This window comes from Saccharopolyspora sp. ASAGF58 (assembly GCF_012277335.1).
GTDB classification, from domain to species: domain Bacteria; phylum Actinomycetota; class Actinomycetes; order Mycobacteriales; family Pseudonocardiaceae; genus Saccharopolyspora; species Saccharopolyspora hattusasensis.
The window spans coordinates 633,487-660,472 of record NZ_CP040605.1 but is presented as its reverse complement, the minus strand read 5'-3'; the positions used below and the strand labels follow the sequence as shown (position 1 = coordinate 660,472).

General features: G+C 69.5%; 25 protein-coding genes. 19 read left to right on the top strand and 6 right to left on the bottom strand.

Annotated elements, in window-relative coordinates:
• Nucleotides 1-41 precede the first annotated feature (41 nt).
• Entirely contained in the window at nucleotides 42-1,013 is a 972-nt protein-coding gene (locus FDZ84_RS02770; RefSeq protein WP_168584574.1) for a GlxA family transcriptional regulator, read from the bottom strand.
• Between FDZ84_RS02770 and FDZ84_RS02765 the strand changes: the two genes are divergently transcribed.
• Nucleotides 1,012-2,379, top strand: coding sequence for an MFS transporter (locus FDZ84_RS02765; RefSeq protein WP_168584573.1), 1,368 nt, complete (start codon nucleotides 1,012-1,014; stop codon nucleotides 2,377-2,379). The genes FDZ84_RS02770 and FDZ84_RS02765 overlap by 2 nt on opposite strands.
• On the opposite strand, the gene FDZ84_RS02760 is transcribed toward FDZ84_RS02765, so the two are convergent.
• Both FDZ84_RS02760 and FDZ84_RS02755 read right to left on the bottom strand, forming a co-directional pair.
• Nucleotides 2,354-3,529 (bottom strand): glycoside hydrolase family 64 protein, encoded by a 1,176-nt coding sequence (locus tag FDZ84_RS02760; protein ID WP_168584572.1) that lies wholly within the window; start codon nucleotides 3,527-3,529, stop codon nucleotides 2,354-2,356. The genes FDZ84_RS02765 and FDZ84_RS02760 overlap by 26 nt on opposite strands.
• Before the next feature lie 768 nt (nucleotides 3,530-4,297).
• A complete protein-coding gene (locus FDZ84_RS02755) occupies nucleotides 4,298-4,936 on the bottom strand; it encodes a methylated-DNA--[protein]-cysteine S-methyltransferase (protein WP_246868752.1) in 639 nt (212 codons plus the stop codon).
• Between FDZ84_RS02755 and FDZ84_RS02750 the strand changes: the two genes are divergently transcribed.
• From FDZ84_RS02750 to nusB, 3 genes are all read left to right on the top strand, one after another.
• Nucleotides 4,935-6,044: a Xaa-Pro peptidase family protein gene (locus FDZ84_RS02750; RefSeq protein WP_168584571.1), complete on the top strand. Its 1,110-nt coding sequence runs from the start codon at nucleotides 4,935-4,937 to the stop codon at nucleotides 6,042-6,044. The genes FDZ84_RS02755 and FDZ84_RS02750 overlap by 2 nt on opposite strands.
• 88 nt (nucleotides 6,045-6,132) lie before the next feature.
• Entirely contained in the window at nucleotides 6,133-6,699 is a 567-nt protein-coding gene (efp, locus tag FDZ84_RS02745; RefSeq protein WP_168584570.1) for an elongation factor P, read from the top strand.
• Between the two features lie 51 nt (nucleotides 6,700-6,750).
• Nucleotides 6,751-7,194 carry a transcription antitermination factor NusB gene (gene nusB / locus FDZ84_RS02740; protein WP_168584569.1) on the top strand — a complete coding sequence of 148 codons (444 nt, stop codon included), beginning with the start codon at nucleotides 6,751-6,753 and terminating at the stop codon, nucleotides 7,192-7,194.
• 228 nt (nucleotides 7,195-7,422) lie between these two features.
• Here the strand turns inward: nusB and FDZ84_RS02735 are convergent, their stop codons facing one another.
• Nucleotides 7,423-7,911: a transcriptional regulator gene (locus FDZ84_RS02735; RefSeq protein WP_010311046.1), complete on the bottom strand. Its 489-nt coding sequence runs from the start codon at nucleotides 7,909-7,911 to the stop codon at nucleotides 7,423-7,425.
• A gap of 289 nt (nucleotides 7,912-8,200) precedes the next feature.
• Here FDZ84_RS02735 and pyrR point away from each other — a divergent pair, with 289 nt between their 5' ends.
• The 13 genes from pyrR to FDZ84_RS02670 all read left to right on the top strand — a co-directional run bounded on the left by pyrR (nucleotide 8,201) and on the right by FDZ84_RS02670 (nucleotide 21,436).
• Nucleotides 8,201-8,818 (top strand): bifunctional pyr operon transcriptional regulator/uracil phosphoribosyltransferase PyrR, encoded by a 618-nt coding sequence (gene pyrR, locus FDZ84_RS02730; protein ID WP_168584568.1) that lies wholly within the window; start codon nucleotides 8,201-8,203, stop codon nucleotides 8,816-8,818.
• On the top strand, nucleotides 8,818-9,750 hold the full coding sequence (locus tag FDZ84_RS02725) for an aspartate carbamoyltransferase catalytic subunit (protein ID WP_168584567.1): 933 nt from the start codon (nucleotides 8,818-8,820) through the stop codon (nucleotides 9,748-9,750). The genes pyrR and FDZ84_RS02725 overlap by 1 nt, the downstream gene beginning before the upstream one ends.
• Before the next feature lie 172 nt (nucleotides 9,751-9,922).
• Nucleotides 9,923-11,233 (top strand): dihydroorotase, encoded by a 1,311-nt coding sequence (locus FDZ84_RS02720; RefSeq protein WP_168584566.1) that lies wholly within the window; start codon nucleotides 9,923-9,925, stop codon nucleotides 11,231-11,233.
• The gene (locus tag FDZ84_RS02715; protein WP_246868751.1) at nucleotides 11,233-11,841 is read left to right on the top strand and encodes a transporter; all 609 of its coding nucleotides are present in this window, start codon (nucleotides 11,233-11,235) and stop codon (nucleotides 11,839-11,841) included. The genes FDZ84_RS02720 and FDZ84_RS02715 overlap by 1 nt, the downstream gene beginning before the upstream one ends.
• Nucleotides 11,838-12,959 carry a glutamine-hydrolyzing carbamoyl-phosphate synthase small subunit gene (gene carA / locus FDZ84_RS02710; protein ID WP_168584565.1) on the top strand — a complete coding sequence of 374 codons (1,122 nt, stop codon included), beginning with the start codon at nucleotides 11,838-11,840 and terminating at the stop codon, nucleotides 12,957-12,959. Before FDZ84_RS02715 ends, carA begins: the two co-directional genes overlap by 4 nt.
• Before the next feature lie 163 nt (nucleotides 12,960-13,122).
• A complete protein-coding gene (gene carB / locus FDZ84_RS02705) occupies nucleotides 13,123-16,458 on the top strand; it encodes a carbamoyl-phosphate synthase large subunit (protein ID WP_168584564.1) in 3,336 nt (1,111 codons plus the stop codon).
• A complete protein-coding gene (pyrF, locus tag FDZ84_RS02700) occupies nucleotides 16,455-17,303 on the top strand; it encodes an orotidine-5'-phosphate decarboxylase (RefSeq protein WP_168584563.1) in 849 nt (282 codons plus the stop codon). The genes carB and pyrF overlap by 4 nt, the downstream gene beginning before the upstream one ends.
• 104 nt (nucleotides 17,304-17,407) lie before the next feature.
• Nucleotides 17,408-17,935 (top strand): hypothetical protein, encoded by a 528-nt coding sequence (locus FDZ84_RS02695; protein ID WP_168584562.1) that lies wholly within the window; start codon nucleotides 17,408-17,410, stop codon nucleotides 17,933-17,935.
• 94 nt (nucleotides 17,936-18,029) lie between these two features.
• On the top strand, nucleotides 18,030-18,536 hold the full coding sequence (locus tag FDZ84_RS02690; RefSeq protein WP_168584561.1) for a YbaB/EbfC family nucleoid-associated protein: 507 nt from the start codon (nucleotides 18,030-18,032) through the stop codon (nucleotides 18,534-18,536).
• A gap of 11 nt (nucleotides 18,537-18,547) precedes the next feature.
• The gene (locus tag FDZ84_RS02685) at nucleotides 18,548-18,871 is read left to right on the top strand and encodes a WXG100 family type VII secretion target (RefSeq protein WP_246868750.1); all 324 of its coding nucleotides are present in this window, start codon (nucleotides 18,548-18,550) and stop codon (nucleotides 18,869-18,871) included.
• A complete protein-coding gene (locus FDZ84_RS02680; protein WP_168584560.1) occupies nucleotides 18,868-20,034 on the top strand; it encodes a WXG100 family type VII secretion target in 1,167 nt (388 codons plus the stop codon). The genes FDZ84_RS02685 and FDZ84_RS02680 overlap by 4 nt, the downstream gene beginning before the upstream one ends.
• Nucleotides 20,031-20,729, top strand: coding sequence for a hypothetical protein (locus FDZ84_RS02675; protein WP_168584559.1), 699 nt, complete (start codon nucleotides 20,031-20,033; stop codon nucleotides 20,727-20,729). The genes FDZ84_RS02680 and FDZ84_RS02675 overlap by 4 nt, the downstream gene beginning before the upstream one ends.
• Nucleotides 20,730-20,740: 11 nt before the next feature.
• Complete coding sequence (locus FDZ84_RS02670) at nucleotides 20,741-21,436, top strand: hypothetical protein (RefSeq protein ID WP_168584558.1); 696 nt, start codon at nucleotides 20,741-20,743, stop codon at nucleotides 21,434-21,436.
• Nucleotides 21,437-21,611: 175 nt separating this feature from the next.
• Here FDZ84_RS02670 and FDZ84_RS02665 read toward each other — a convergent pair whose 3' ends face one another.
• Complete coding sequence (locus FDZ84_RS02665) at nucleotides 21,612-22,520, bottom strand: serine/threonine-protein kinase (RefSeq protein ID WP_246868749.1); 909 nt, start codon at nucleotides 22,518-22,520, stop codon at nucleotides 21,612-21,614.
• Nucleotides 22,521-22,566: 46 nt separating this feature from the next.
• Entirely contained in the window at nucleotides 22,567-24,423 is a 1,857-nt protein-coding gene (locus FDZ84_RS02660; RefSeq protein WP_210435403.1) for an ABC transporter ATP-binding protein, read from the bottom strand.
• A 547-nt stretch (nucleotides 24,424-24,970) separates the two neighbouring features.
• On the opposite strand from FDZ84_RS02660, the gene FDZ84_RS02655 reads away from it, so the two are divergent.
• Nucleotides 24,971-26,245 carry a serine/threonine-protein kinase gene (locus FDZ84_RS02655; RefSeq protein WP_168584556.1) on the top strand — a complete coding sequence of 425 codons (1,275 nt, stop codon included), beginning with the start codon at nucleotides 24,971-24,973 and terminating at the stop codon, nucleotides 26,243-26,245.
• The gene (locus FDZ84_RS02650) at nucleotides 26,242-26,733 is read left to right on the top strand and encodes a hypothetical protein (RefSeq protein ID WP_246868748.1); all 492 of its coding nucleotides are present in this window, start codon (nucleotides 26,242-26,244) and stop codon (nucleotides 26,731-26,733) included. The genes FDZ84_RS02655 and FDZ84_RS02650 overlap by 4 nt, the downstream gene beginning before the upstream one ends.
• The last annotated feature ends 253 nt before the right edge of the window (nucleotides 26,734-26,986 follow it).

Here is a 26,986-nt window from a genome sequence, read left to right as displayed (position 1 = left end):
AAACGCTCACGGCACCCACGCCCTCAGGTCACGCCGTCAGGTCACGTCGTGCGGCGGAAGGTTCGGCGGTAGGCGGCGGGACTGGTGCCGAGGCGCAGGCGCAGGTGCTTCCGCAGCGACGTCGCGGTGTGCAGGCCCGACTGCTCCGCGACCGCGTCGATCGGCAGGTCGGTCGCTTCCAGGAGGTGGCGGGCGCGTTCGATGCGTTGCTGCAGCAGCCAGTCCAGCGGGCTGGTGCCGGTCTCCTCCCGGAACCTGCGGGTGAAGGTGCGCACGGTCATCCCGGCCTGGACCGCCACGTCGTCCAGGGTGAGGGGCTCGGCGAGGCGTTCGAGCATCCACGCGCGCGTCGGTGCGGTGCCGTTGCCGCCGGTTTCCGGCAGCGGCCGCTCGATGAACTGGGACTGGCCGCCGTCCCGCCACGGCGGCACGACGCTGGACCGGGCCGCGTGGTTGGCGACCTCGCTGCCGTGGTCGCGGCGAATCACGTGCAGGCACAGGTCGATCCCGGCGGCCACCCCGGCCGAGGTCAGCACGTCGCCGTCGTCCACGAACAGCACGTCCGGGTGCAGCCGCACCTGCGGGTAGAGCCGTTGGAACCGCTGGACGTGCGCCCAGTGTGTGGTCGCCGGGCGCTCGTCGAGCAGCCCGGCCGCGGCGAGCACGAAGGCACCGGTGCAGATCGACATGATCCGCGTGCCGCGCGGCAGCCCGGCCAGGTAGTCCGCCAGCTCCGCGTCGATGCCGCCGTCGGTGCGCGGCCCCGCGACGTAGGTGCCCGGGATGATCAGCGTGTCCGGCGCGGTCAGGAAGTCCGGGCTGGCCCCGGGTAGGATGGAGAACCCCTTGGTGGTGCGGATCGGGCCGCCGTCGAGGCTGCAGACCTGGACGTCGTAGAACGGCTTGCCGTCCTCGTCGCGGGCGCCGGCGAAGATCTGCGAGGGGATCGCCAGGTCGAAGCCGACGACGTCGGGGATGCCGAGCACGGCGATCCTGTGTGGGCTGGTGGCCATGGCCGGATCTTCTCACATCTTGTCTCTCCGGCCACTGGTTCCGGGCGGCGGACTCGGCGAGGCTGGCAGGGTGATCACCACTGGGACCGCGCGACGCGTCCACCCTGCCTGGTGGGTGGCCGGTGTCGCCTTCATCGCCCTGCTCGGGTCCGCCGCCTTCCGGTCGATGCCCGGAGTCTTCATGAATCCGCTGCACGACGAGTTCGGCTGGCCGCACAGCGTCATCTCGGCCGCCGTGTCGCTGAACCTCCTGCTCTACGGCCTCACGGCGCCGTTCGCGGCGGCGCTGATGGCGCGCTTCGGCATCCGCCGGGTCACCGTCGCGGCGCTGCTGCTCATTGCGGTCGGCAGCGGGCTGACGGTGTTCATGACGGCCAGCTGGCAGCTGATCGTGTGCTGGGGTCTCCTGGTGGGAGTGGGCACCGGGTCGATGGCGCTGGCGTTTGTGTCCACTGTGGTCGATCGGTGGTTCGTGCAGCGGCGCGGGCTGGTCAGCGGCGTGCTGACCGCCGGTAGCGCGACCGGGCAGCTGATCTTCCTGCCGCTGGCGGCCGTGCTCGTCGAGAGCCAAGGCTGGCGGTTCACGTCGCTGGTCATCGCCGGGACCGCACTGCTGGTCGGCCTGCTGGTGCTGCTGGTGATGCGCGATCACCCCCGCGACGCCGGCGTAACCGCCTACGGCGCGACGGGCGTGGATCCGGAGCAGGTCCGCGACCGCGGCAACCCGGCCGTGATCGCGCTGCGCACCCTGCGCGACGCGACCCGCAAGCCCGCTTTCTGGCTGTTGGCCGGTGGTTTCGCGATCTGCGGGGCGAGCACCAACGGCCTGGTGAACACGCACTTCGTGCCGGCGGCGCACGACCACGGCATGCCGACCACGACCGCCGCCGGGCTGCTCGCGGTGATCGGCGTCTTCGACGTGCTCGGCACGGTGCTCTCCGGCTGGCTGACCGACAAGGTCAACCCGCGTGTGCTGCTCGCCGCCTACTACACGCTGCGCGGCCTGTCGCTGTTCGTCCTGCCGCAGCTGCTCGGCCCCTCGGTGGAGGCGAGCATGGTGCTGTTCGTGGTGTTTTACGGGCTGGACTGGGTGGCCACCGTGCCGCCGACCATGGCGCTGTGCCGGGAGCACTTCGGGCCCCGCGCCTCAGTGGTGTTCGGCTGGGTGTTCGCCTCGCACCAGATCGGCGCGGCGGCCATCGCCAGCATCGCGGGCGTGGTGCGCGACCAGTTCGGCGACTACGCCGCCGCCTGGTACGGCGCGGGCCTGCTGTGCCTGCTGGCGACGGCCTTCTCGGTGTCGATCCGGGTCGCCGCGCCGCGGCGGGAGCCGGAACCGGTCACCACGGCGTCAGCGTCACGGTGATCGACTTCGGCGCGCCGTCCTGGATGTAGGAGGCGAAACCGGCCACGTCGTCGAAGGCGAACCCGTACGCCTTGCCGTCCTCGGTGTTGGCGTGCATCACCTTGGCGAAGTGGTTGGTGACCTGGTGCTGGTAGAACGCGCCCGGGTCGGTGCCGGGCTGGTCGGCGAGGTCCAGCAGGATCGACCGGTTGAACCCGGCGCCCAGGATCGCCGCCACCGGCCCGGTGATGCCGTCGTTGGGGGCGGCCAGCGCGCCGTCGCAGAACAGAACATCCCTTGTGGACGGTCGGCCGATCGGTTGCACGCCGCCGTCGAAGTTGAAGGTGTCGCCCGAGATCTGGCCGGTGAAGATCCGGCCGTCGCCGGTGTTCACCTTCAGCTGGGAGCCCTGGTACTTGGCCCAGACCGCCTCGATGTAGGAGTCGTAGTAGGTGTCGTAGAAAGCGCCGAGGTCGAGCCCGTGGCCCGGCGCGATCACCCGTAGGTCGTCCTGGCGCAGCCCGGCGAAGTCCGCGTTCTCCGTGACACCGCTCAGGATTCGCTCGCGACCGCTGGCGGCGATCGTGCCGGTGGTCTGGTCCTGCGCGCCCCGCAGCCGGATCGACAGCGGCACGCTGAACATGTCGACCATCGTGGTGTTGCAGTACATGCCGTCGCGTTTAAGGGTGAACTCGACGGTGTCGTGCGGGATCGAGTGGTTCGGGTCGGTGTCGACCCAGCCCGCCGGGTACTGCAGCGCGGGCTTGCCGTCGCCGCCCGCGACGACCTTGAACTTCAGCTTCTCGTCCAGCGCGAAGTAGATCCGGCCGGACATGCTCGGCAGGTTCAACGTGGTGTCGCCGCTGTCCTGCAGCGGGATGGCGTAGTCGGCGAAGCCGTCGGAGCCGTTGTCGGACGGCGAAACCGCCACCAGTCGGCCGTCCGGGGTGACCCGGGACTGCTCGCCGGAGTCGAGGTTCACGCCGACGACGTAGACCCAGATCGAGGCGTTGTCGAACTGGCCGCTCTGGTTGACGATTGTCAGCGGTAGCGGGACGTCGGGGCGGCGCGGCCCGGCGAGGGCCGCCGGAACGGTGCCGAGGCTGCCGATGGCGGGGACGGCGAGGGCGGCGGCGGAGACGCCGCCGAGGAAGGATCGTCTGCTGAGCACGGCAAATCCCTTCGGGGCGGGGAATTAGTTTAGGGTCACAACAATTGTGGGAGCGGCCTCACCAACCGCCAATACTCCGAAGCGCCGCCGACGACTGCTCGATCCAACCCAGCGAACAAGCCATTTCCGGACAACCGGATTCCGTGGATGGCGAAAACCGGCAACAGCGCGAAAGTCCGGGAACGGTTCCCGGTTTCCGGAAATCGGCTGGCATCCCTCACGAATCCCGACAGCACCAACCGCGAGCCCGGGAACGCGTGCCCGAAGCAGGCCCCGTCACCCGGGGTGGGCGCAATTTCGCGAGAAATTGCGCCCACCCCGGGTGACGGGGCATCGTTGCGCTTCGTGATCGCCGCGGTGCGTTCGTGCAGGTGGTGACAATTTCGCGAGAAATTGACCGTCACCTGGGTGAACGTCAATTTCTCGCGAAATTGCGCACGTGGCCGAGCTGCACGATGGACAACCGGCGGCAGCTTCGACGTCCTGCTCGATGTGGACAACGGAGCAGGCTTCGTCGTCTACGACGGTAACTCCGCGTTCTACCGGGCCGAATTCCTGAGCCGTTGCGGGGAAAAGCTCGCCCCCGGAATGCACTTTGGCGATCTGCTCGGCCGACACCTCACCGGACCTCAGCGCGGCGCTGCACGTGGTTTCGGGAACTGCGAGGAAATCCCGATTCCGGTGACCCTGGGCCAGAAGGCGACGACCTACCACCTGTCCCTCGTGGGTGAATGTTCCGACTCAAGACCGGTTTACCGGCACGATCACTCACGACAGCAGGTCCAGCTCCAGCAGGCTGGGTTCCAGGACGCCCTCCAGCACCAGCAGCCGCCGCTTGGCCTCCAACCCGGGGCCGAAACCGCCGAGCCCGCCGCCGCTGGCCAGCACCCGGTGGCACGGCACGAGCAACGGGACCGGGTTGCTGCCCATGATCGTGCCGACGGCCCGCGAAGCCTCCGGCCGCCCGGACAGCTCCGCCAGCTGCTTGTAGCTCACCGTCTCGCCGAACGGCACCATTTCGTGCAACGTGCGCAGCACGTGCAACCGCAGCCCCTCCAGCGGCTCCCACTCGATCGGCAGGTCGAACTCCCGGCGCTGCCGCGCGAAGTACTCGCCGAGCTGCCGCGCGGCCTCGGACGCGACGCCGGTGTCCCGGCTCAACGCGGCCTCGTCGAACTCGCCGAGCGCCCGATCCGGCCCTGCGAAGTCCACCCGGCAAACCCCGGATGCGGTCGCGACCACCGTCAGTTCCCCGAAGGGACTGGCGAACGCGCTCCACGACAGCGACATGCCGGCAGGGTAGCGCCGGGCGCCGACGACCCGCCCCGCGCAAGGTCGTGGCGGCTTCCCGCCGATGCCGGCGTGACCCGGCCCGTTCGCGGATTCGCGGGTTAGGCTCCGAAACATGTCCGAACCGCACGCCCACCGACGCCACGCCCTCCGCAACCACCTGCGCGAGCAGGAGTTGGACGCGATGTTGGTGACCGAGCTGCTCAACATCCGCTACCTGACCGGCTTCACCGGATCGAACGCGGCGCTGGTGGTGCACGCCGCCGACGAGCCGGGAACCGAGCCGCACACCGTGTTCTGCACCGATGGCCGGTACCTGACCCAGGCCGAGTCGCAGGTGCCGGACCTGGAGCGGGTCATCGAGCGGGCGAGCGATCTGGCGTTGGCCGAGCGGATCGGGGGCACCGCCGCCGAGCACCGCCGGGTCGGCTTCGAGAGCCAGCACGTCACCGTCGACGGCCGCGACGCGCTCGCCGACGCGGCGGGCAAGGCAGAGCTGGTGCGCGCGCCGGGCCTCGTCGAGCGGCTGCGGCTGATCAAGGACGAAACGGAGATCGAGGCGCTGCGGATGGCCTGCGCCGCCGCCGACCGGGCGCTGGCCGACCTCATCGAGCACGGCGGGCTGTGCCCCGGCCGCACCGAGCTGGAGGTCGCCCGCGAACTGGAGACCCGGATGCTCGACAACGGCGCCGCCGGGCCGTCGTTCGCCACGATCATCGCCGCCGGGCCGAACTCCGCGGTGCCGCACCACCGGCCGACCGGCGCTGTCCTGGCCGCCGGCGACTTCGTGAAGATGGACTTCGGCGCACTCGTCGACGGCTACCACTCGGACATGACCCGGACCGTGGTGCTCGGCAAGCCCGCGGATTGGCAGCGCGAGATCTACGAGCTGGTGCGCGCCTCGCAGGCCGCCGGGCGGGGCGCGCTTAGCATCGGCACCGAGGTGAAGGACGTGGATGCGGCGGCCCGCAAGCTGATCGAGGACGCGGGCTTCGGCGAGCGGTTCCCGCACGGCCTGGGACACGGCGTCGGCCTGGAGATCCACGAGGCACCGGCGTTGTCGCAGCGGGGGGACGGTAGAATCGCCGCCGGGATGGCGGTCACCGTCGAGCCTGGCGTCTACCTGGCAGGCCGGGGCGGGGTCCGCATCGAGGACACGCTGGTCGTGCGTCCCAGCACACCGGAGCTCCTCACCTTGACGACGAAGGAGCTCGTCGAAGTCTGACGCACCGAGGTGCGCCGGCCCCGCCGGAATCCGGTTCGCGTTGCAGACGAAACACGCCCAAGCCATCACCACAGGAGAGACCCCCACCGTGGCATCCACGAACGACTTGAAGAACGGACTGGTGCTCAACATCGACGGCCAGTTGTGGACCGTCGTGAACTTCCAGCACGTCAAGCCCGGCAAGGGCGGCGCATTCGTCCGCACCACCCTGAAGAACGTGCTCTCCGGCAAGGTCGTGGACAAGACCTTCAACGCCGGCGTGAAGGTGGACACCGCGAACGTCGACCGCCGCGAGATGACCTACCTCTACAACGACGGCACCGACTACGTGTTCATGGACCCCGACACCTACGACCAGGTCAACATCTCGCCTGACGTGGTCGGTGACGCGGCGAACTACATGCTGGAGAACAGCGCCGTGGTGGTCGCCCGCCACGACGACGACCCGCTGTACGTCGAGCTGCCGGCCTCGGTCGAGCTGGTCGTCCAGCACACCGACCCGGGCCTGCAGGGCGACCGCTCCACCGGTGGCACCAAACCCGCCACCCTGGAGACCGGTGCGGAGATCCAGGTGCCGCTGTTCCTCAACACCGGTGACAAGGTGAAGGTCGACCCGCGCGACGGCCGGTACCTCAGCCGCGTCAGTAGCAAATGATCGCCTGCTCATCCGCCGCAGGACTCGGCCCGGCCGGAAAGAGGGTGTGAGGTGGGTTCTCGGAGCAAGGCACGCAAGCGTGCCGTGGACTTCCTCTACGAGGCCGACCAGCGCGGCATCGACGCGGTGACGCTGCTGGCCGATCGGGTCGGCTCGCCGGAGGTGCCGCCGGTCGGCGACTACACGGTCACCCTGGTCGAGGGTGTCACCGCGAACCGCGAGCGGATCGACGAGCTGCTCACGCAGCACGCCGAGGGCTGGTCGCTCGGGCGGATGCCCGCGGTGGACCGCTCGGTGCTGCGGCTGGGCCTGTACGAGCTGCTGTGGAGCGACGACGTGCCGCCGGCGGTGGCCATCGACGAGGCGGTGGAGCTGGTCAAGGCGCTGTCCACGGACGACTCGCCGCGGTTCGTCAACGGCGTGCTGGGCCGCATCGCCGGCATCGCCGACAGCCTCCGCAAGTCGGTCCGCCCGGAGCAGACCGCCGCAGATTAGCCCGAACGAGTTACGTGTGAGGGACACCCTTGGTCGAACAAGGGCGCACTCACACGTAGCTGCGCCGCCGTACGGGTGATGGGTGAAGGTCACCTCCATCCGGCATAGCCGGGCGAACGCTCTCTTCACTCGGACATAGCGGAGGGGCACCCGTCTGCGACTCCTGAGTCGCGGTGGGTGCCCCTTCCCGTGCCCGGCCTCGCCCGAACGGGTGGACCGGGTGTGGTGTCACTCCTCCCGGGCTGGGCGGGCCTCCGGGGGAAGCACGCCCCAGTCGATGAGCTGCTCGGTGAGCTCACCTGGCGTCATGTCGTAGATGATGGCCAGGGATCGCAGGTCCTCGGTGCGGATGGACAGCACCTTGCCGTTGTAGTCACCGCGCTGGCTCTGGATGGTGGCCGCGTAGCGGGCCAGCGGGCCCACCTTCTCCGCAGGTAGCTGCTGCAGCCGCTCCAGGTTGATCACAACTTTGGTGGCAGGCTCGGCGCCGGACGGCACCCGGCCTTCGGGAAGCAGTTCCGCGACCGGAACCCCGTAGAAGTCGGCCAGTTCGGCCAGCTTCTGCACGGTCACCGCACGGTCGCCTCGCTCATAGGACCCGACGACCACGGCCTTCCACCGCCCGCCAGACTTCTGCTCGACGCCGTGCAGCGACAGACCCTGCTGCTGGCGGATAGCGCGGAGCTTGCTGCCCAGCGCCTTGGCGTAGTCGCCCATGTGGCGTTTCTCCGTTTCGTTCGCCCCGTCAGCCGATAACGGCAGCCGGGGAGCAAAGCTCAGATCGATACGGAGAGTAATGTTCGCTCGCTAGCGTCACCAGGTCAAGTTGGTCTTTCTCGGCAATGCGGCGAACGCCACCACACCACCCGGTCGATTGACCTCGCGGCGCTGATAGCGTACAAGGCAGCCCGGCATGCGGCAGCGGTTTTCGAGCCCGCCACTGCGGGGCAGCTCATACACCATCCTTTAAGGACCCGTCCAGAGAGGCGGGGAAGGAGGTCGCACCGTGGCGTCACGCCAACCGGCGGACGCGGCGGACCCGGTCGGGCAGCGGGAGCTGCTTTCGGCCGGTGACGTTGCGCGCACGATAGCCCGGATCGCCCACCAGATCATCGAGAAGACCGCGCTGGACGCCGGAAACAGCGACGTGGTGCTGCTGGGCATCCCCACCAGGGGGACCTCGCTCGCTCGGCGGCTCGCCGCGAAGATCGGCGAATTCAGCGGCGTGACGGTGCCCACGGGCACCCTCGACATCACGCTCTTCCGCGACGACCTGCGGCACCGCCCGAACCGTCCGCTGGAGCCCACCAACCTGCCCAAGCAGGGCATCGACAACGCGCTGGTCGTGCTCGTCGACGACGTGCTGTTCTCCGGCCGCACCGTGCGCGCCGCCCTCGACGCCCTGCGTGACCAGGGCCGACCGCGGGCCGTGCAGTTGGCGGTGCTGGTCGACCGCGGCCACCGCGAGTTGCCGATCCGCGCCGACTACGTCGGCAAGAACATCCCGACGTCGCGTTCCGAGGACGTCGCCGTGCGGCTCGCCGAGACCGACGGCGAGGACTGCGTGGTGCTGCGCCGCCCGGGTGCGGGAGTCCCGCAAGGCACGGGGGAGGTGACCTACTGATGCGCCACCTGCTTTCCACTGAGGGGCTGGACGCCGCCACCGCGACGAGCGTGCTCGACACCGCCGACACCCTGAAGCAGACGCTGCTGGGGCGCGAGGTCAAGAAGCTGCCGACGCTGCGCGGCCGGACCGTGGTGACCTTGTTCTACGAGAACTCCACGCGCACCCGGGTGTCCTTCGAGATCGCCGGGAAGTGGATGAGCGCCGACGTGATCAACGTCTCGGCCAGCAGTTCTTCGGTGAACAAGGGCGAGTCGCTGCGCGACACCGCGCTGACGCTGGCCGCCGCCGGGGCCGACTGCGTGATCATCCGGCACCCCGCTTCGGGCGCCGCGCACCGGCTGGCCGGATGGCTGGACGAGGTCGGCACCCAGGTCGTAAACGCCGGCGACGGCATGCACGAGCATCCCACCCAGGCGCTGCTGGACGCCGCGACGCTGCGGGAGCGGCTGGGCGAGCTGTCCGGTCGCCGCATCGCGATCGTCGGCGACCTGCTGCACAGCCGGGTGGCGCGCTCGAACGTGCACCTGCTGCGCACCCTCGGCGCCGAGGTGGTGCTGGTCGCGCCGCCGACGCTGGTGCCCGCCGGGGCGCAGCAGTGGGGCGCGGAGGTGCGTCACGAGCTGGACCCGGAGCTGCCGAAGCTGGACGCGGTGATGATGCTGCGGGTCCAGGCGGAGCGGATGCACGGCGGGTTCTTCCCGTCGGCGCGCGAGTACTCGATCGCCTACGGCCTCAACGAGGCTCGGCTGGGCAAGCTGCCCGAGCACGCCGTGGTCCTGCACCCCGGCCCGATGCTGCGCGGCATGGAGATCGCGCCGGCCGTGGCCGATTCGCCGCGCGCCGCCATCACCCAGCAGGTCAGCAATGGCGTGCACGTGCGGATGGCGGTGCTCTACCACCTGCTGGCCGGAGAGGAGCTCGGCGCATGAGCAGCCCTGTGTCAACCCGCGTCCTCCTCAACCGCACCCAAGGGGACCGCGACGCAAACCAGCCACAAGAAACCACCAAACGTGAGATTGGTCCCGGGCGCAACCACAACTGTGAATCGCGGAGAGGCGGAACTGTGAATCGCGGAGAGGCGGGACTGGAGGCGGGACAGCCATGAGCCGGGTGCTGTTGAAGGACGTCCGCCCGTACGGCGTGGGCGATCCGGTGGACGTGCTGGTCGACGGCGAGGTGATCGCCGAGATCGGTCCTGGTCTGGAGTCGGGTCCCGCTGCGGATGTCGACGAGATCGTGCACGCCGGGGGCGCCGTGGCGCTGCCGGGCTTCGTGGACCTGCACACGCACCTGCGGGAGCCGGGCAGGGAGGACGCCGAGACCGTCGAGACCGGTTCGACGGCCGCCGCGCTCGGCGGCTACACCGCGGTCTTCGCGATGGCCAACACCGATCCGGTCGCGGACAACGCCGTGATCGTCGAGCACGTTTGGCGGCGCGGCCGCGAGGTCGGCCTGGTCGACGTGCACCCGGTGGGCGCGGTGACGGTGGGGCTGAAGGGGGAGAAGCTCGCCGAGCTGGGCACCATGCGCCGCAGCGCCGCCGAGGTCCGGGTGTTCTCGGACGACGGCCACTGCGTGCACGACCCGCTGATCATGCGCCGCGCGCTGGAGTACACGAAGTCCTTCGGCGGCGTGGTCGCGCAGCACGCCGAGGAGCCGCGGCTGACGGTGGGCGCGCAGGCGCACGAGGGCGCGAACGCCGCCCGGCTGGGCTTGGCGGGCTGGCCCGCCCCGGCCGAGGAAGCGATCGTCGCGCGCGACTGCCTGCTCGCCGGGCACACCGGCGGCACGCTGCACATCTGCCACGTCTCCACCGAGGGCACCGCGGAGATCCTGCGCTGGTGGAAGTCGCGGAAGGCAGACGGCCGGGTTTCGGCCGAGGTCACGCCGCACCACCTGCTGCTGACCGACGACCGGCTGGAGACCTACGACCCGGTGAACAAGGTCAACCCGCCGCTGCGCACCGAAGCCGACGTGCTGGCGCTGCGCCGGGCGTTGGCCGACGGCACCGTGGACTGCGTGGCCACCGACCACGCCCCGCACGCCGCGCAGGACAAGGACTGCGAGTGGTCCGCGGCGAAGCCCGGCATGCTCGGCCTGCAGACCGCGCTCGGCATCGTCGTGCAGACGATGGTGCGCACCGGCCTGCTGGACTGGCGCGGCGTGGCCCGGGTGATGAGCGAGCGGCCCGCCGAGATCGCCGGGCTGACCGGCCAGGGCCGACCGGTCGCCGCGGGCGAACCCGCGAACCTGGTGCTGGTCGACCCGGACGCCGAGTGGACGGTGCGCGGCGCGGAGCTGGCCAGCCTCGGGGAGAACTCGCCGTTCGAAGGCATGCGGCTGCCCGGCCGCGTGGTGGCGACGCTGCTGCGCGGCAAGGTCACCGCGCACGAGGGCAAGGTGAGGCGCTGATGGAACGGTTCCTGTGGGTGCTCGGCATGGCCGCGATGGTCGCGCTGGTGTTCTTCGGCATGCGGCGCGGCTGGGCCAACCGGTCCCGCCGCCAGGCCGCCGAACTGCCGGACTTCCCGGTGCCGCCGGCCGAACCGGGCGAGGAGCTGCTGCCCGCCGCGACCGGCATGTACGTCGGGACCACCCGGGCGACCGACTGGCAGGACCGCATCGCCGTCGGCGACATCGGCCACCGCGCCAACGGAATCGCGCACCTGCACGCCTCGGGTCTGCTGCTGCGACGAACCGGGGCCAGCGACCTCTGGATCCCGGCGGAGTCCATCGTGGACAGCCGCCTGGACCACAAGCTGGCCAACAAGGTGGTGCCCGGAGCCGGCCTGGTCGTGGTGACCTGGCGGCTGGGCGAGCAGCTGCTGGACACCGGGTTCCGCGGCGACGACAAGACAACGCAGACCGAGTGGGTCGAAGCGGTCCGGGCGATCTCGCCCGCCGACGAGGTCGTGAGTGCGAAACAGGGCTCCAGGCCGGTTTCGCACTCACGACCCGAACGCGACCACCTACCCGAATCGACCCGCGACTCCGCTGAGTCGCGGCAGGAGGACAAATGACCGCGTACACCCCGGCCGCACTTGTGCTCGAGGATGGCCGGATCTTCCGCGGGGAGGCTTACGGCAAGGTGGGTCGCACCCTCGGTGAGGTCGTGTTCACCACGGGCATGACCGGCTACCAGGAGACCCTGACCGACCCCTCGTACCACCGCCAGATCGTGGTGCAGACCGCGCCGCAGATCGGCAACACCGGCTGGAACGACGAGGACGACGAGTCCGCGCGCATCTGGGTCGCCGGCTACGCCGTGCGCGACCCCGCCCGCATCCCGTCGAACTGGCGCTCCCGCCGGTCGCTGGTCGAGGAGCTGGAGCGGCAGGGGATCGTCGGCATCGCCGGGATCGACACCCGCACCCTGACCCGGCACGTCCGCGAGCTGGGCGCGATGCGCGGCGGCATCTTCTCCGGCCCGGAACTGGGTTCCGACGACGAGATGGTGGCCGCGGTCAAGGCCGGCGCCGAGATGGCCGGCGCCTCGCTCGCCGGTGACGTCACGACCAACGAGCCCTACCTCGTCCCGGCCGTCGGCGAGAAGCGGTTCACCGTGGCCGCGCTGGACCTGGGCATCAAGTCCAACACGCCGCGGATGATGGCCGAGCGCGGCATCGAGGTCCATGTGCTGCCGCTGTCGTCCACATTGGACGAAGTACTGTCGGTGCGGCCGGACGGGCTGTTCCTGTCCAACGGGCCGGGCGACCCGGCCACCACCGACCAGCAGGTCGAGCTGACCCGCCAGGCCCTGGACCGCAAGCTGCCGCTGTTCGGCATCTGCTTCGGCAATCAGATCCTGGGTCGCGCGCTCGGCCGCGGCACCTACAAGCTGCGCTACGGGCACCGGGGCATCAACATCCCGGTGATCGACGCCGAGACCGGCCAGGTCGCGATCACCGCGCAGAACCACGGCTTCGCCGTCGAGGGCGAGCCGGGCGAGCGGTTCGACACCGACTTCGGCCGCGCGATGGTCAGCCACCACTGCGCGAACGACGGTGCGGTCGAGGGGCTGCGGCTGCTCGACGGCCCGGCGTTCAGCGTCCAGTACCACCCCGAAGCGGCGGCGGGTCCGCACGACGCCGCGCCGCTGTTCGACAAATTCGTCGACCTGATGTCGGAGGCGTCATGAGTAGCGCTGTGTCAAGCAGAGTCGTGCTGTACCGCACCTCAGGGGACCGTGACGCAAACCCGCCACCGGAAACTGCGAAACGCGAGATGGAGCCGGGACGCAACCACCACTGTGAATCGCGGAGAGGCGGACCAGTGAATCGCGGAGAGGCGGTACTGCGCTGATGCCGAAGAGGACCGATATCAAGCACGTACTCGTCATCGGTTCCGGGCCGATCGTGATCGGCCAGGCCTGCGAGTTCGACTACTCCGGCACGCAGGCGTGCCGGGTACTGCGGGAGGAGGGCATCCGCGTCTCGCTGGTGAACTCCAACCCGGCGACGATCATGACGGACCCGGAGTTTGCCGATGCCACCTACATCGAGCCGATCACCCCGGAGTTCGTGGAGAAGGTGATCGACGCCGAGCGGCCGGACGCGATCCTGGCCACGCTGGGCGGGCAGACCGCGCTGAACACGGCGGTCGCGCTGCACGAGCGCGGGGTGCTGGAGCGCTACGGCGTGGAGCTGATCGGCGCCGACTTCGAGGCGATCCAGCGCGGTGAGGACCGGCAGCGGTTCAAGGACATCGTGCGCGCCGTCGGCGGCGAGGTGCCGGAGTCGGCGGTGTGCAAGTCGATGGAGAACGTACGCGCGTTCGTCGCGGAGCGGGGCCTGCCGGTGGTGATCCGGCCCAGCTTCACCATGGGCGGCCTGGGTTCGGGCATGGCGCACACCGAGGAAGACCTGGAGCGGATGGCCTCCTTCGGGTTGGCCGAGTCGCCGGTGCACGAGGTCCTGATCGAGGAGAGCGTTCTCGGTTGGAAGGAGTACGAGCTCGAGCTGATGCGCGACCACGCCGACAACGTGGTGGTCATCTGCTCGATCGAGAACATCGACGCGATGGGCGTGCACACCGGTGACTCGGTGACGGTGGCGCCGTCGATGACGCTGACCGACCGCGAGTACCAGCACATGCGCAACGTGGGCATCGCGGTGCTGCGCGAGGTCGGGGTGGACACCGGTGGCTGCAACATCCAGTTCGCCATCCACCCGGACACCGGCCGGATGGTGGTCATCGAGATGAACCCGCGGGTGTCGCGGTCCTCGGCGCTGGCGTCGAAGGCCACCGGCTTCCCGATCGCGAAGATCGCCGCGAAGCTGGCCGTGGGCTACACCCTCGACGAGATCCGCAACGACATCACCGGCGAGACCCCGGCGAGTTTCGAGCCGACGCTGGACTACGTCGTGGTGAAGGTGCCGCGGTTCGCCTTCGAGAAGTTCCCGGGCGCGGACCAGGAGCTGACGACGACGATGAAGAGCGTCGGCGAGGCGATGGCGGTGGGCCGCAGCTTCTCCGAGGCGCTGGGCAAGGCGCTGCGCTCGATGGAGACGAAGGCGGCCGGTTTCTGGACTGTGCCCGACTCTCCGGGGCAGGACCCTGACGGCGTCACCGTCGAGTCCACTCTGGACGAACTGCGGACGCCGCACGACGGGCGGCTCTACACCGTGGAGCGCGCGCTCCGGCTGGGCGCCACGATTGAGCAGGTGCACGAGGCATCGGGCATCGACCCATGGTTTGTCGACCAGATCGCGGCGTGGGTGGAGCTGCGCGGCGAGGTGGTCGAGGCGCCGGTGCTGGACGCGGCGCTGCTGCGGCGCGCGAAGCGGGCCGGGCTCTCGGACCGGCAGATCGCGGCGCTGCGGCCGGAACTGGCCGGTGAGGACGGGGTTCGCGCGCTGCGGCACCGGCTGGGCGTGCGGCCGGTGTACAAGACGGTGGACACCTGCGCGGCGGAGTTCGCGGCCCGGACGCCGTACCACTACTCGGCCTACGAGTCCGACCCGGCGGCCGAGTCGGAGGTCACCGAGCAGCGCGAGCGGCCGAAGGTGATCATCCTCGGTTCGGGCCCGAACCGCATCGGCCAGGGCATCGAGTTCGACTACTCCTGCGTGCACGCCGCGATGGCGCTGCGGGAGGCCGGGTACGAGACCGTGATGGTCAACTGCAACCCGGAGACGGTCTCCACCGACTACGACACCTCGGACCGGCTTTACTTCGAGCCGCTGACCTTCGAGGACGTCCTGGAGGTCGTGCACTCCGAGCAGCAGTCCGGCACCGTGGCGGGCGTGATCGTGCAGCTCGGCGGGCAGACCCCGCTGGGTCTGGCGAAGCGGCTGGCCGAGGCCGGGGTGCCGATCGTGGGCACGCCGCCGGAGGCGATCCACCTCGCCGAGGACCGCGGCGCGTTCGGCGACGTGCTGGCCGGGGCGGGCCTGCCCGCGCCGCGCTACGGCACCGCGACGTCGTTCGAGGGTGCCAAGCGGATCGCCGACGAGATCGGCTACCCGGTGCTGGTGCGGCCGTCCTACGTGCTCGGCGGCCGGGGCATGGAGATCGTCTACGACGAGGCGTCGCTGGAGAACTACATCGCCCGCGCCACCGAGGTCACCCCGGACCACCCGGTGCTGGTGGACAACTTCCTCGACGACGCGATCGAGATCGACGTGGACGCGCTCTGCGACGGCACCGACATCTACCTCGGTGGCGTGATGGAGCACATCGAGGAGGCCGGTATCCACTCCGGCGACTCGGCGTGCGCGCTGCCGCCGATCACGTTGGGGCGTCAGGACATCGAGCAGGTGCGAAAGTCCACCGAGGCCATCGCCCGCGGCATCGGCGTGCACGGCCTGCTGAACGTGCAGTACGCGCTCAAGGACGACGTGCTGTATGTGCTGGAGGCCAACCCGCGCGCCTCGCGGACCGTGCCGTTCGTGTCCAAGGCGACCGCCGCGCCGCTGGCCAAGGCGGCGGCCCGGATCATGCTCGGCGCCAAGATCGCGGACCTGCGCGCGGAGGGCCTGCTGCCGCCGGAGGGCGATGGCGCGGAACTGCCGATCGACGCGCCGGTCGCGGTGAAGGAAGCCGTGCTGCCGTTCCACCGGTTCCGCACCCGCGAGGGCGTCGGCGTGGACTCGCTGCTCGGGCCGGAGATGAAGTCCACCGGCGAGGTGATGGGCATCGACACCTCCTTCGGGCAGGCCTTCGCCAAGTCGCAGGCCGGCGCCTACGGTTCGCTGCCGACCGGCGGCCGGGTGTTCGTGTCGGTGGCCAACAAGGACAAACGGTCCCTGGTGTTCCCGGTCAAGCGGCTGGCGGACCTCGGCTTCGAGATCCTGGCCACCAGCGGCACCGCGGAGGTGCTGCGCCGCAACGGAATCCCGTCCACGGTGGTGCGCAAGCACATCGAGCGCAACGGCGCGGAGCGCGACATCGTCGAGCTGATCAAGGCCGGCGAGGTCGACATGGTGATCAACACTCCGTACGGCAACCCGGGCCCGCGCGTGGACGGCTACGAGATCCGCACCGCCGCGGTGTCCCGCGACATCCCGTGCATCACCACGGTGCAGGGCGCGGCGGCGGCGGTGCAGGGCATCGAGGCCACCATCCACGGCAACATCGGGGTCCGGCCCCTGCAGGCGTTGCAGGCGGCCCTTCGGCAGGGCGGTGAGCAGCGATGACTGATCCGCTGCGGGCGGGCTTCGGCCAGCGGCTGGCGGAGTCGGTGCGGGCGCGCGGTGCGCTGTGCGTCGGCATCGACCCGCACCCGTCGCTGCTGCACGCGTGGGATCTCGACGAGACCCCGCGGTCGCTGGAGCGGTTCGCGATGACCGCGGTGGAGGCGCTGGCCGGCGAGGTCGCGGTGCTCAAGCCGCAGTCGGCGTTCTTCGAGGTGTACGGCTCGGCCGGAATCGCCGTGCTGGAGAAGACGATCCGGGAGGCGCGGCAGGCCGGCGCGCTGGTGCTGCTGGACATCAAGCGCGGCGACATCGGCTCCACGATGGCGGCGTACGCGATGGCCTACCTGGACGAGCACGCGCCGCTGGCGGCGGATGCGATCACGGTGTCGCCGTACCTCGGCTACGGCTCGCTCGCCCCGGCGATCGGCATCGCCGAGCAGACGGGCCGCGGGGTGTTCGTGCTGGCGCGCACCTCCAACCCGGAGGGCGCGGGTCTCCAGCGGTCGATCCACGGCAGCGGCGACTCGGTCGCCCAGTACATCGTGGACTCGGCCGCGGAGACCAATGCGGACGCGGAGCCGATGGGGCACGTCGGAGTGGTGGCGGGAGCCACCATCGGCGCCGACGAGCTGGACTTCTCCCGCCTCAACGGCCCGATCCTGGCACCCGGCCTGGGTGCGCAGGGTGCGACGGTGCAGAGCCTGCGCGCGCTGTTCGGCGCGGCGCTGCCGAACGTCCTCCCGGCGACGGCCCGCGACGTCCTCCGGCACGGCCCGACGGTCGACGGCCTCCGCGCGGCGGCCCACAAGGTCCGCGACGAGGTGAGCGCGCTCCTCCGCGACTGATTTTTCCCGTGGTAGCTGAGGGGCGCTCTTGATCGAGGGTGCCCCTCAGCTCGTGTTGGCGGGAACGTGCGCGGCGGGAAACGGCTATCTGGTACGAAGTTCGCGTGCATCCCGCAACGAACGGCGCCATCGCGCGGAAGAAACCGCCGCGCGTGCTGCGCTGGATCATCGTTCTCGTGCTGCTCTGGCTGGTCACCGGTGGCTATTTCCTGGTTTCCGCCGAGGTCACCATCGGGTCCCGGGCCTTCGGCGCGGGCGAGGCCACGGCCGACCCGGTCGCACACGTGGAGCTGGAGCGGGGGCAGCCGTTCGGCCTGGCCGCGCAACGGGATGAGTACGTGAAGTGCCAGGTGATCCCGCAGGCCGGTGAGGCGCGCGAGCTCATCCCGGACCGCCCGGCCAGCAGCCTCCGGAGCTCGCGGCTGCCCGGGCCGGAACCCGCGTGGTTCGCCGGCCCGGCCGAGGTCCGCTGCACCGGGCCCACCACGGTGCTCCTGCCGGAGCGCTACGACAGGACCGGGCTTAACGTCCTGCTGGGTCTGATTGCCGCGGCCAGCCTCATGATCGTGGTGGTCCTCGTGCAACTAGCGCGTCGTGTTCGCTTCAGCAACAGGAGGCATGCCCACGGGTGATTTGCTCGCGGGAACGGATTTGCGAATGGCGCAAGGTGCGGTGGACGGTCGGATAGTCTCGATCGCAACGGACCGGAAGCTAAGGGGACAGACGGTGAGCAGCGCGGCTGAGCGCATCCAGGAGATGATGCGCAAGTTCGAAGAGCAGGCGCAGAAGGCGTCGGAACTGCAGTCCGCGATGCAGGGCATGCAGGGCACGGCGAGCAGCCCGGACCGGTCGGTGACGGTGACCGTCGCGCCCTCCGGGGCGGTGCTGGACCTGCGCCTGGCGCCGAACGCGATGCGCCAGTCGGCGAACGACCTGCAGCAGCAGATCATGGCGACCATCCGGCAGGCGACGGCGTCGGCGGCTGAGCAGCTCAACAACACGGTGGCGCCGATCCTGGGCGACCAGTTCGACAAGTTCCAGGAAGCGTTCAACGTCGAAGGCGTGGCGATCAAACCGACAACTGGGGATGAAACGCCCAACCAGCCCGGACCTGCGGCAACACCTCCCCCGCAGCGGGAACCGAATGCGGGTCAGGCGCCGTCCAAGCGGCCGCCGCAGCGAAGCGCCGACGTCGATGACGACGACTTCTCTGCGGGCTCGTTCCTTCGCTGAGGGGAATTGTCTTGACTGACTTGAAGATGACGCCGGGCACGTTGACCGGCCACGGCCAGGGCTGCGAGAGCCTGGCCGACAAGTTCGGCCAGCTCGCCGACCTGCTCCACCAGGCCAAGGTCGACGACCAGTGCTTCGGTCCCATCGGCGACGCCGTGGGCCTGAGCAGCAAGTACTTCGAGAGCTTGGACTCCTGCAAGGAATTGGCGACAAAGGCGCGGGAATTCCTGCAGCACATGAAGGAAGCACTGGACGAGACGGTCAAGGACTACGCCGACACCGAGCAGCAGATCTCCGAGATGCTGAAGAAGGCCGGAGAGGGGCTGGGCGGATGAGCGCGCCGCAGGGACCCGGTGACTTCCAGAGCCTGAACAACGGCGACGGAAACTCGAAGAACTGGTTCGAGCAAGCCGCGGGCCGCGGCTCGTCGTTGGTGGGCACTTCCCAGGACCTGGCGGACGCCTCGTCCCCGCCAGAGTGGGGCGTGGCCATGGTGTCGGCGCGTGCGGAGCAGTTGGAGCTGCTGACCAGCCCCGGCCAGGCGTTGATGAGCAACGGCCTGGGCTTCCTGGTGTCCATCGTGCTCAGCCCGCTGATCGAGCTCGCGGAGTTCGCCATCGGCGACCCAGAGCAGATGCGCGCCACCGGTGAGGGCTGGGAGAACGTCGCGAAGTGGCTCGACCAGGTCGCCGAGCAGGAGCCGCAACGGGCGCAGGCGACGGCGGAGACCTGGGTCGGCAAGGACGGCGACGCATTCCGCAAGCAGATGACGGAATTCGGTGACGGCGCGAAGGCCCTGGCTGCGGACATCCGCGACCTCAAGGGCACGCTGGACATGATCGCCGACATCTTCGACATGTTCGTCGAGTTCGTCATCGACATCATCACCGAGCTGGTCATCGGCCTGATCGTCCAGTGGTTGGCAGCCCTGGCCGCGTCCTGGATCACGGCGGGTGCATCGGTGGCGACCGCGGGTGCGACGACCACCGTCCAGGTCGGCTCCACCGGCGTGCGCATCACCATGCGGGTCACCAAGATCCAGATGCAGATCGCGAAGCTGGTCAAGCGGCTGGAGGAGCTCCTGCAGAAAGTCCGTGAGGTCGGCAAGCTCCGGCAGGTCATCGACAAGATGAACGAGCTGCGCAACGGCGGGAAGGTCGCCCAATTCGTGGCCCGGAAGCTGGACTCGAACGCCATGTTCAGCACCCTCACGCGAGCCGACGCAGGCAGTTTCGCCACGACTACGGGCAACCGCTTCATGCAGGGCGTGACCGGTTCGGAGGCGCTCGCCGGGAACCTGGCCCAGCGATTCCTGACGAGTACCCTCGGTGGCCAGACCCGGTTCACCGGTGCCCTCTTCGATGCGGGCATGAACACGGCCAAGGACGCCGCGATCGAGCAGGGCGCGGAGTACGTCTACGGCAAGGGCGAGGAGCAGGTGACCGGTCAGATGAGTGAAGAAGAGCGTAAATCCGCGCAGGAGAAGGGCTTCTCGTGATCGAAGTCGTCGCATTGCGCCAGTCGTGGGCGCAGCCGGGCGAGCCGATCTGCTGGGTGATCGACGCGCGGGGCAAGTACCTCTTCGAGGTGTCCGGGCGGGATGCGGACGGCAATCCGAAGAAGGGCTTCGCGGCACGGGTCGCCGGCGGAGTCGGCGGTGCGTTGCTGGAAATCGCGGACGGTGCCCTCGGCGGCAGCGATCCGGCCTACCAGGACGCACCGGCGGGTGTGGTGGTGGGTGGACAACCCGATTGTGCGGCGGCGTCGTTGGTCGACGTCTACCGGCAGCAGGGCGGCCGGGCGGTGTGGGTGCTATCCGACCGCCGGCTGGCCCTCGTCGGTGTGTCTGATCCCGAGGAGGAGCCCGCAGCCGAGACTGGGTCCTTGTTCAGCCGCGCCCGGCGGATGGGGGCTGGGCTGCTCTCCGGCGGGAGCGGTGAGAGCAGCGCCGAGCCCGTCGAGGTGGTCGACGACGGGCCGGCGCCGCCGGTCGTGCGGAGTCTGAGCGAATGGCCCCGGTCCGTCGTCGCAACGTGCGACGTGACCACCCGCAAGCTCGGCCGGGAGTACAAGTCCGGGAAGATTCATTTCCTGAAGGTCCAGTTCACGGACGGTTCCGGACTGGAGATCGGCGCGTCCGTGGCCGAAGACGACGGGCGCAGGCTGGTAGCGATGAGCTACGGCCGGGCATGACGGGAGCCGTGGTGGGACGCAGTACTTCGTCGATGGTGAAGCTCCTGGTGAAGCACTGGGTGCACAACTCGGAGCAGCTCGTCTGCGTCTTCGGCGATGATGAGCGGGAGGGTTACGTCGCGTCCAACATCCAGGGAGTGAACCGGGTCCCGCACGTAGTTGCGGGTCCAAGCCTTCGGATGGCGGAGAAGCACCGCGTGAGCCCGGCTCCGATGAAGGTGTTGCGAAGCGGGGCGTTCATGGGTGATGAGCTGGTGCACGACCCTGGGTTGTGGGGACTCGTGCAGGCAGGGTCGCCGACCGATGCCGCGGTCCGCTTCGGCGATAACCTGACCTCGGCCGGCAACGGGAGTTTCCTCGCCGTGACCAGCCATCGCATCGGGGTGCTGGTGGAAACCGAGCATCTCCAAACCGAAGCGGAGCAACCTGCTCCGGAGGAGCCTGCGGAGGGGTTTTCGCTGCTGGGCGCGGCGAAGTCGGTGGTTCGTGGCGTTACGTCGCTGGGCGGGGACGCGCCGGACAACCCGGTCACCTGCGGCTTCGAGATCCAGATGAACCTCATCCGCGAAATCGCCCCGGTGCCGATGGGACGCAGCGGAAAGCCCGTGAGGTTCCTCCGCTTCTGGTTCGCGGACGGCTCATCGCTGAGCATCAAGCATCCCAAGGCCGAACAACTCGCCGACACGATCCGCCAGAACATCCGCTGACGCTTTTAGGAAAGCTGTCGGCTGCGTCTTCTGGCGGTAGCTGGAGTGACTTCGCCGACAGCGACGGGATCGCGAAGGTCCGGCTCTCCGCGGTCGCGTGGGGCGTGCGGATCGTGAGCTACCTGGTGGCGTTGTTGTTCGCGTTCACCGCCGTGGTCTTCCTGTTCGCCTGACGTTATGATTCCGGCCCGGTTGCCGGCACGGGGTCGGCAACTGCGGACAGCGCTTCGGCGAGTTCGGCGACCGCCGGGCGCTGCTGCGGCAGCAGGCGCAGGCACGCGTCGATCGCGGTCGACATCGCCTTGGGCAGCCGCCGCTGAGTTCGGATCGGGGGTGCCGGAACGGTCAGCTGCGGGCACCGCGCGTGCAACGACGACATCGACTCGAAGTTCGTCGGTTCGCCGGAAGTCCCGGCGTCGAACGGCTGGATTCCGGTCGCAGCCCCGTAGAGGACCAGGCCGATTCCCCAGACATCGGTCTCCCGGCCCAGCATCCCGCCACGGATCTGCTCGGGCGCCATGGCGCAGGGCGTTCCCGCTCTGCCGTGGCTGGGGCCGGGTTGGCGGGCGAAGTTGAGATCGATGACGCGCGCCCTGCCCATGTCCGCGATGATGTTGCCCGGGTTCAGGTCGAGGTGCAGGTAGCCGCGGTCGTGCATGTATGCCATCGCCGAGCACAGGTGCTGGCCCAGGTGGGCGAGCTCGGCGGCGGTGAGCCGACGGGTCCGCGTTTCGACCAGGTGCGAAAGCGTCGCCCCGGACAGGGTTTCCAGCACCACTACCGGACCGTGCTCGCCGGCGACGAGGTCGTACGCCCGCACGATGTGCGGGTGGGTGAACGACAGCAGCAGGCGGCCTTCGAGCTCCAGCCTCTCCCGAACGCCCTCGTGGTGCGCCAGATCCGGGCGCACGGACTTGATGAAGCACCGGCAGTACCGCTGTTCGCTCCAGGCGTCGTAGGTGTCGAGTTCCCGTCCCCGGCGCATGTGCTGGATGACCCGGTAACCCGGAGTGATCTCGTAGCCCGGCGGGTGTGGTTCCGGCGCGGATTCCGTCGGCTCGGGTGCAGTGCTGATCGCTGTCATCGAAACTCCCATCGGTGGCTGCCCCGCTTCGGCCGCGGGGCGGAGGTCAAGCCGTCTCCCGTTCGGCGACCGGAGCGGCGTGATCGCGTTCGTGCAGCCGGTAGAGCTCGGCGTACCGGCCCCCGCGGCCCATCAGCTCGGGGTGCGTGCCGGCTTCGGCGATCCGGCCTCCGTCGAGCAGCAGGATCTGGTCGGCGTCCCGGACGGTGATCAGGTTGTGGGACACGACGATCGTGGTGCGGCCCTCCATCAGGCGGCGCAGCGGCGCGAGCACGCGTGCGGTCGCGGCCGCGTCGAGCCCGACCGTCGGCTCGTCGAGCAGCAGGATCGGGGCGTCGCGGATCATCGCGCGGGCGATGGCGATCCGCTGCCGCTGCCCGCCGGAGAGCAGCCGCCCGTGCGGGCCGACCCGGGTCTCGTAGCCGCCGGGCAGCCCGGTGATGAACTCGTGCGCGTCGGCGGCGCGGGCTGCACGCACGACCTCTTCGTCGGTGGCGTCCGGCTTCCCCCAGAGGATGTTGTCCCGGATGCTCATGTCGAGCGCGAGGACGTCCTGGAGCACCACTGAAACGTTGTGGCGCATCGATTTCTGCGGCATCGAGCGCAGATCCGTGCCATCGAGCGTGATCGTGCCGGAGTCCGGGTCGTAGAACCGCAGCAGCAGCTTCCCGGTGGTGGACTTGCCCGATCCGCTGGCGCCGACGAGGGCGATCGTCTGCCCGGGCGCCGCGGTGAAGCTGATGCCGTGCAGCACGTCGCGCTCCGAGTGCGGGTACCGGAAGGTGACGTCGTCGAACGTGACCACGCCGCGCGCGCGGTCCAGTCGCCGTGGGCGGACGGGGTCGTGCACGGTCGGCTGCTGGTCGAGCAGTTCGATTACGCGTTCGGCGCTCGCCGCGGCCGCGAAGACGGTGTTGCTGAGCTGGCCGAATCCGCGCACCGGCGAGTAGAGCTGGCTGAGGAAGCCGAGGAACACCAGCAGCCCGCCCAGCGAGATGGCGTTCTGGGTCAGCTGCCAGGTGCCCAGGCCCACGATGATCAACACCCCGGCCAGCTCCAGGAGCTGGATCATCGGCGAGAACAGCGCTTTGAGCCTGGTGGCGACCAGCTCGGCGGCGAAGCTGCCGAGGTTTTCGCGGTGCAGGCGGTCGGTTTCGGAGTTCTCCCGCCCGTACGCCTTGACCAGCGCGGCGTTGCTCAGGCTCTCTTCCGCGACGGAACTGATCGACCCGGTGCGCTGCCGCTTCTCGCGCGAGGCGGCTTTGATCCGGTGCGAGAAGAACCGTGCGGTCAGCCAGAAAGCGGGGATGGTCACCAGGGACGCGATGGCCAGCTGCCAGCTCAGCACGAAAAGCGCGCCCGTGAACAGCACGATCTTGAACGCGTAGGAGATCGTCTGGGTCAGCCCGGACAGCACCAGGTTCTCGATCGCGGCGATGTCGCCGGTGATCCGGGACAGGGTGTCGCCGATCTTGCGCCGTTCCAGGAATTCCACGGAGAGTTCGTGGAGGTGCCGGAACAGGTCGGTGCGCAGTTCGAGCAGGAACCGCTCGGCCAGCCAGGTGGACAAGTACCGGTCGCCGAACGAGATCAGCCCGGACAGCAGCGTGACGACAACGTAGGCCGCCGCGAGCCCGAAGAAGAGGCTGAAGTCGCGCGGCACCAGGACCTTGTCGACGAGGATCTTGAAGAACCAGATGGTGGCGGCGTCCAGGACGGGCGCGATCAAGATCAATGCCATCACCACGCACAGCCACCCTCGGTAGGGGCGCAGGTACGGCCAGAAGCGGCGGAAGATCTCGCGGACGCTGACCGGCGGCGCCGCTTCGGGCGTTTCTCCGGGGCTGCTGGTATTGACCCCGAACAGGTACCGGATTCTGGAGAAGAAGTTGGTGTTCGTCATGGTTGAAGGGCATCCGGCGGCGGCACCTGGCGTGAGATGCGGAAGATGCCGCCGCCGAACGATCTAGTTACCAGAAACACCCGTTGTTGAAGCTGAAGAATCTGCGACTGCAGAAGCGCCTGCTGAAGCAACGGCCGCTGAAACCGCCAATACCGCCCCAAGCCGGTGCGAGCCCAGTGAAGACTGCCATGTCATCTCCTCGTGTGTCGTCTTTCTAGTTGCGAAGGGCCCGAATCCCCCCGGGGTAACGCTTGTCGGGCAAGCGTTTTCGGACCCCTGTCTGGGCTTTCCGGTCCCCTTAGCGGCCAAACGCCCGGGACGTCAGATTTTTTCGTTGCGACAACGGATGATGTTGGTTTCTGCCGGATTCGGATCAGGTCGCACCACTGCCGCCGGGGCAAACTCCGCGGATTACGCGCCCGAGAAGATTATTTGCGATCGGGAACAGTTGTCGCCGCTGGTCACCGGCCTGCTCGTTCGCCCGGGATGACCCGGGCGGCAGGCGGTCGTCTAGGGTCGTTCTCTCAGCTGACGGTTCGGAGGACTGATGGACGACGTGCCTCTGCTGGGTGAGCGCTACCGGTTGGGCGCTCGCTTGGGTAGCGGCGGCATGGCAGACGTTTACCGGGCGATGGACACCCGGTTGCAGCGCGTGGTCGCCGCCAAGCGCTTCCGCTCCAGAACCGATGCCGCCGGGCGGGAACGGTTCGCGGAGGAAGCCCGGATCCTGGCCGGGCTGAGCCACCCCGGCCTGGTCACGGTGCACGACTTCAGCGCCAGCGAGGACGAGCTCTACCTGATCATGGAGCTGGTCGAGGGCCCGACGTTGTCCGAGGTGATCGCCGAGGGGCCGCTCCCGCCGGAACAGGTCGCCGACCTCGGCGGCCAGCTGGCCTCCGTGCTGGCGCACGTGCACGACAACGGGATCGTGCACCGGGACGTGAAGCCGTCGAACGTGCTGATCTCCAACGACGGCAAGGCCTTCCTGACCGATTTCGGCATCTCCCGGCTGGCCGACGCGGTAGCGCGGATAACCAGCTCCGGGATCATCGTCGGCACCGCCACCTACATGGCGCCGGAGCAGGTCAGCGGCGGAGACGTCGGCCACCCGGTCGACGTGTACGCGCTCGGCCTGGTGCTGCTCGAATGCCTCACGGGCAAGGTCGAGTACCCCGGTGCGGGCGCGGAAAGCGCCGTGGCGAGGCTGGTGCGCGCGCCGGAAGTGCCGATCGGCATCCCGGCGCACCTGCACCGGGCGCTGCTGGCGATGACCGCCGCCGGCCCGGAGCGGCGGCCCACCGCCGCGCAGAGCGCGGACCTGCTCAGCGGCACGGCCACCGAGGTGATCCCGCGGATTCCGGCCGCGCCGCCAACCGAACCGCAGCACACCGAACCGCCGAGCACAGAACCGCCGAGCACCGAACCGCCGCGCACAGAACCGCCGCGCACAGAACCGCAGCGCACAGAACCGCAGCGTCCGCCCCAGCCGCGGAACTGGCCGATGACGCAGCACCTCCGGATGGAAGAACTGCACACCGAACTGCGCACTGAGCTGCGGACCGAGCGGCCGAACCGGTGGCCGAACTGGCGGCCGAACCGGCGGCCGAACCGGCGGCCGAACCGGCGGCCGAACCGGTGGCCGAACCGGCGGCCGCTGCTGCTCGCCGGAGGTGCGCTGCTGGTGCTGCTGATCGCGCTTATCACGTATTTCTCCTTGCCCGAAGCACCTGTCGCGCCGACGCTGCCGCCGGCGTCAGGCCCGGCAGGCGTGGCGCGCTTGCCGGCGGATCTCGCCAACCTGGAAAGGCTGGTCCAAGGATGAAACGCGTTCTGGTGCCCGCTTTCTCGCTGCTCCCCACTTTCTCGCTGCTCCCCACTTTCGCGCTGCTGCCCGCTTTCGTGCTGCTGCTCGCCGGTTGCGGCAGCGCGCCCGAATCGGCTGATCCGCAGGTGCGCCAGCAGCTCAGCGCGCGGGTGGAGGCGGTAAAAGCCGCCGCGCTGGGCAACGATCGCGCCGCCGCCGAGGCCGCTCTCGCCGAGCTGAACCGGCAGATCGCCACCGCGCAGGCGCAGGGCAGGCTCGCGCCGGACAACGCCCAGGTGATCCTCACCGCGGCAGACCGCGTCGCGGAGGACGTGCGCACCATCCCGCTGCCCGAGCCCCCGCCGCCGGTGATCGTGACGGTCACCCCGGATCCCCCGCCCGACCAGCAGCAGGGGAACGACCCGGGCAAGGACCAGAAGGATTGGGAAAAGCAGCAGAGGCAGTGGGAAAAGCAGCGCCATAAAGGCGGCGGTAACGAGGGCTGATGCTTGCCGCCGCAACGATGGCTGATGCTTGCCGCCGCAACGAGGGCTGATGCGGGGAGCCCCGGCGATTTCGCGCGAAATCGCCACCTCGCCTGAAGGGGGAGCGGCGATTTCGCGCGAAATCGCCAGACCGCAGGTGCCGGATCAAGTCTCGCCGAGCTGAACCGGGAAATCGCCACCGCGCAGGCGCGGTCGACGTCGCGGACAGCCCGGCTCGTGAGTGCTCGTTCCGGTTCTTACCGGAAAAATCACT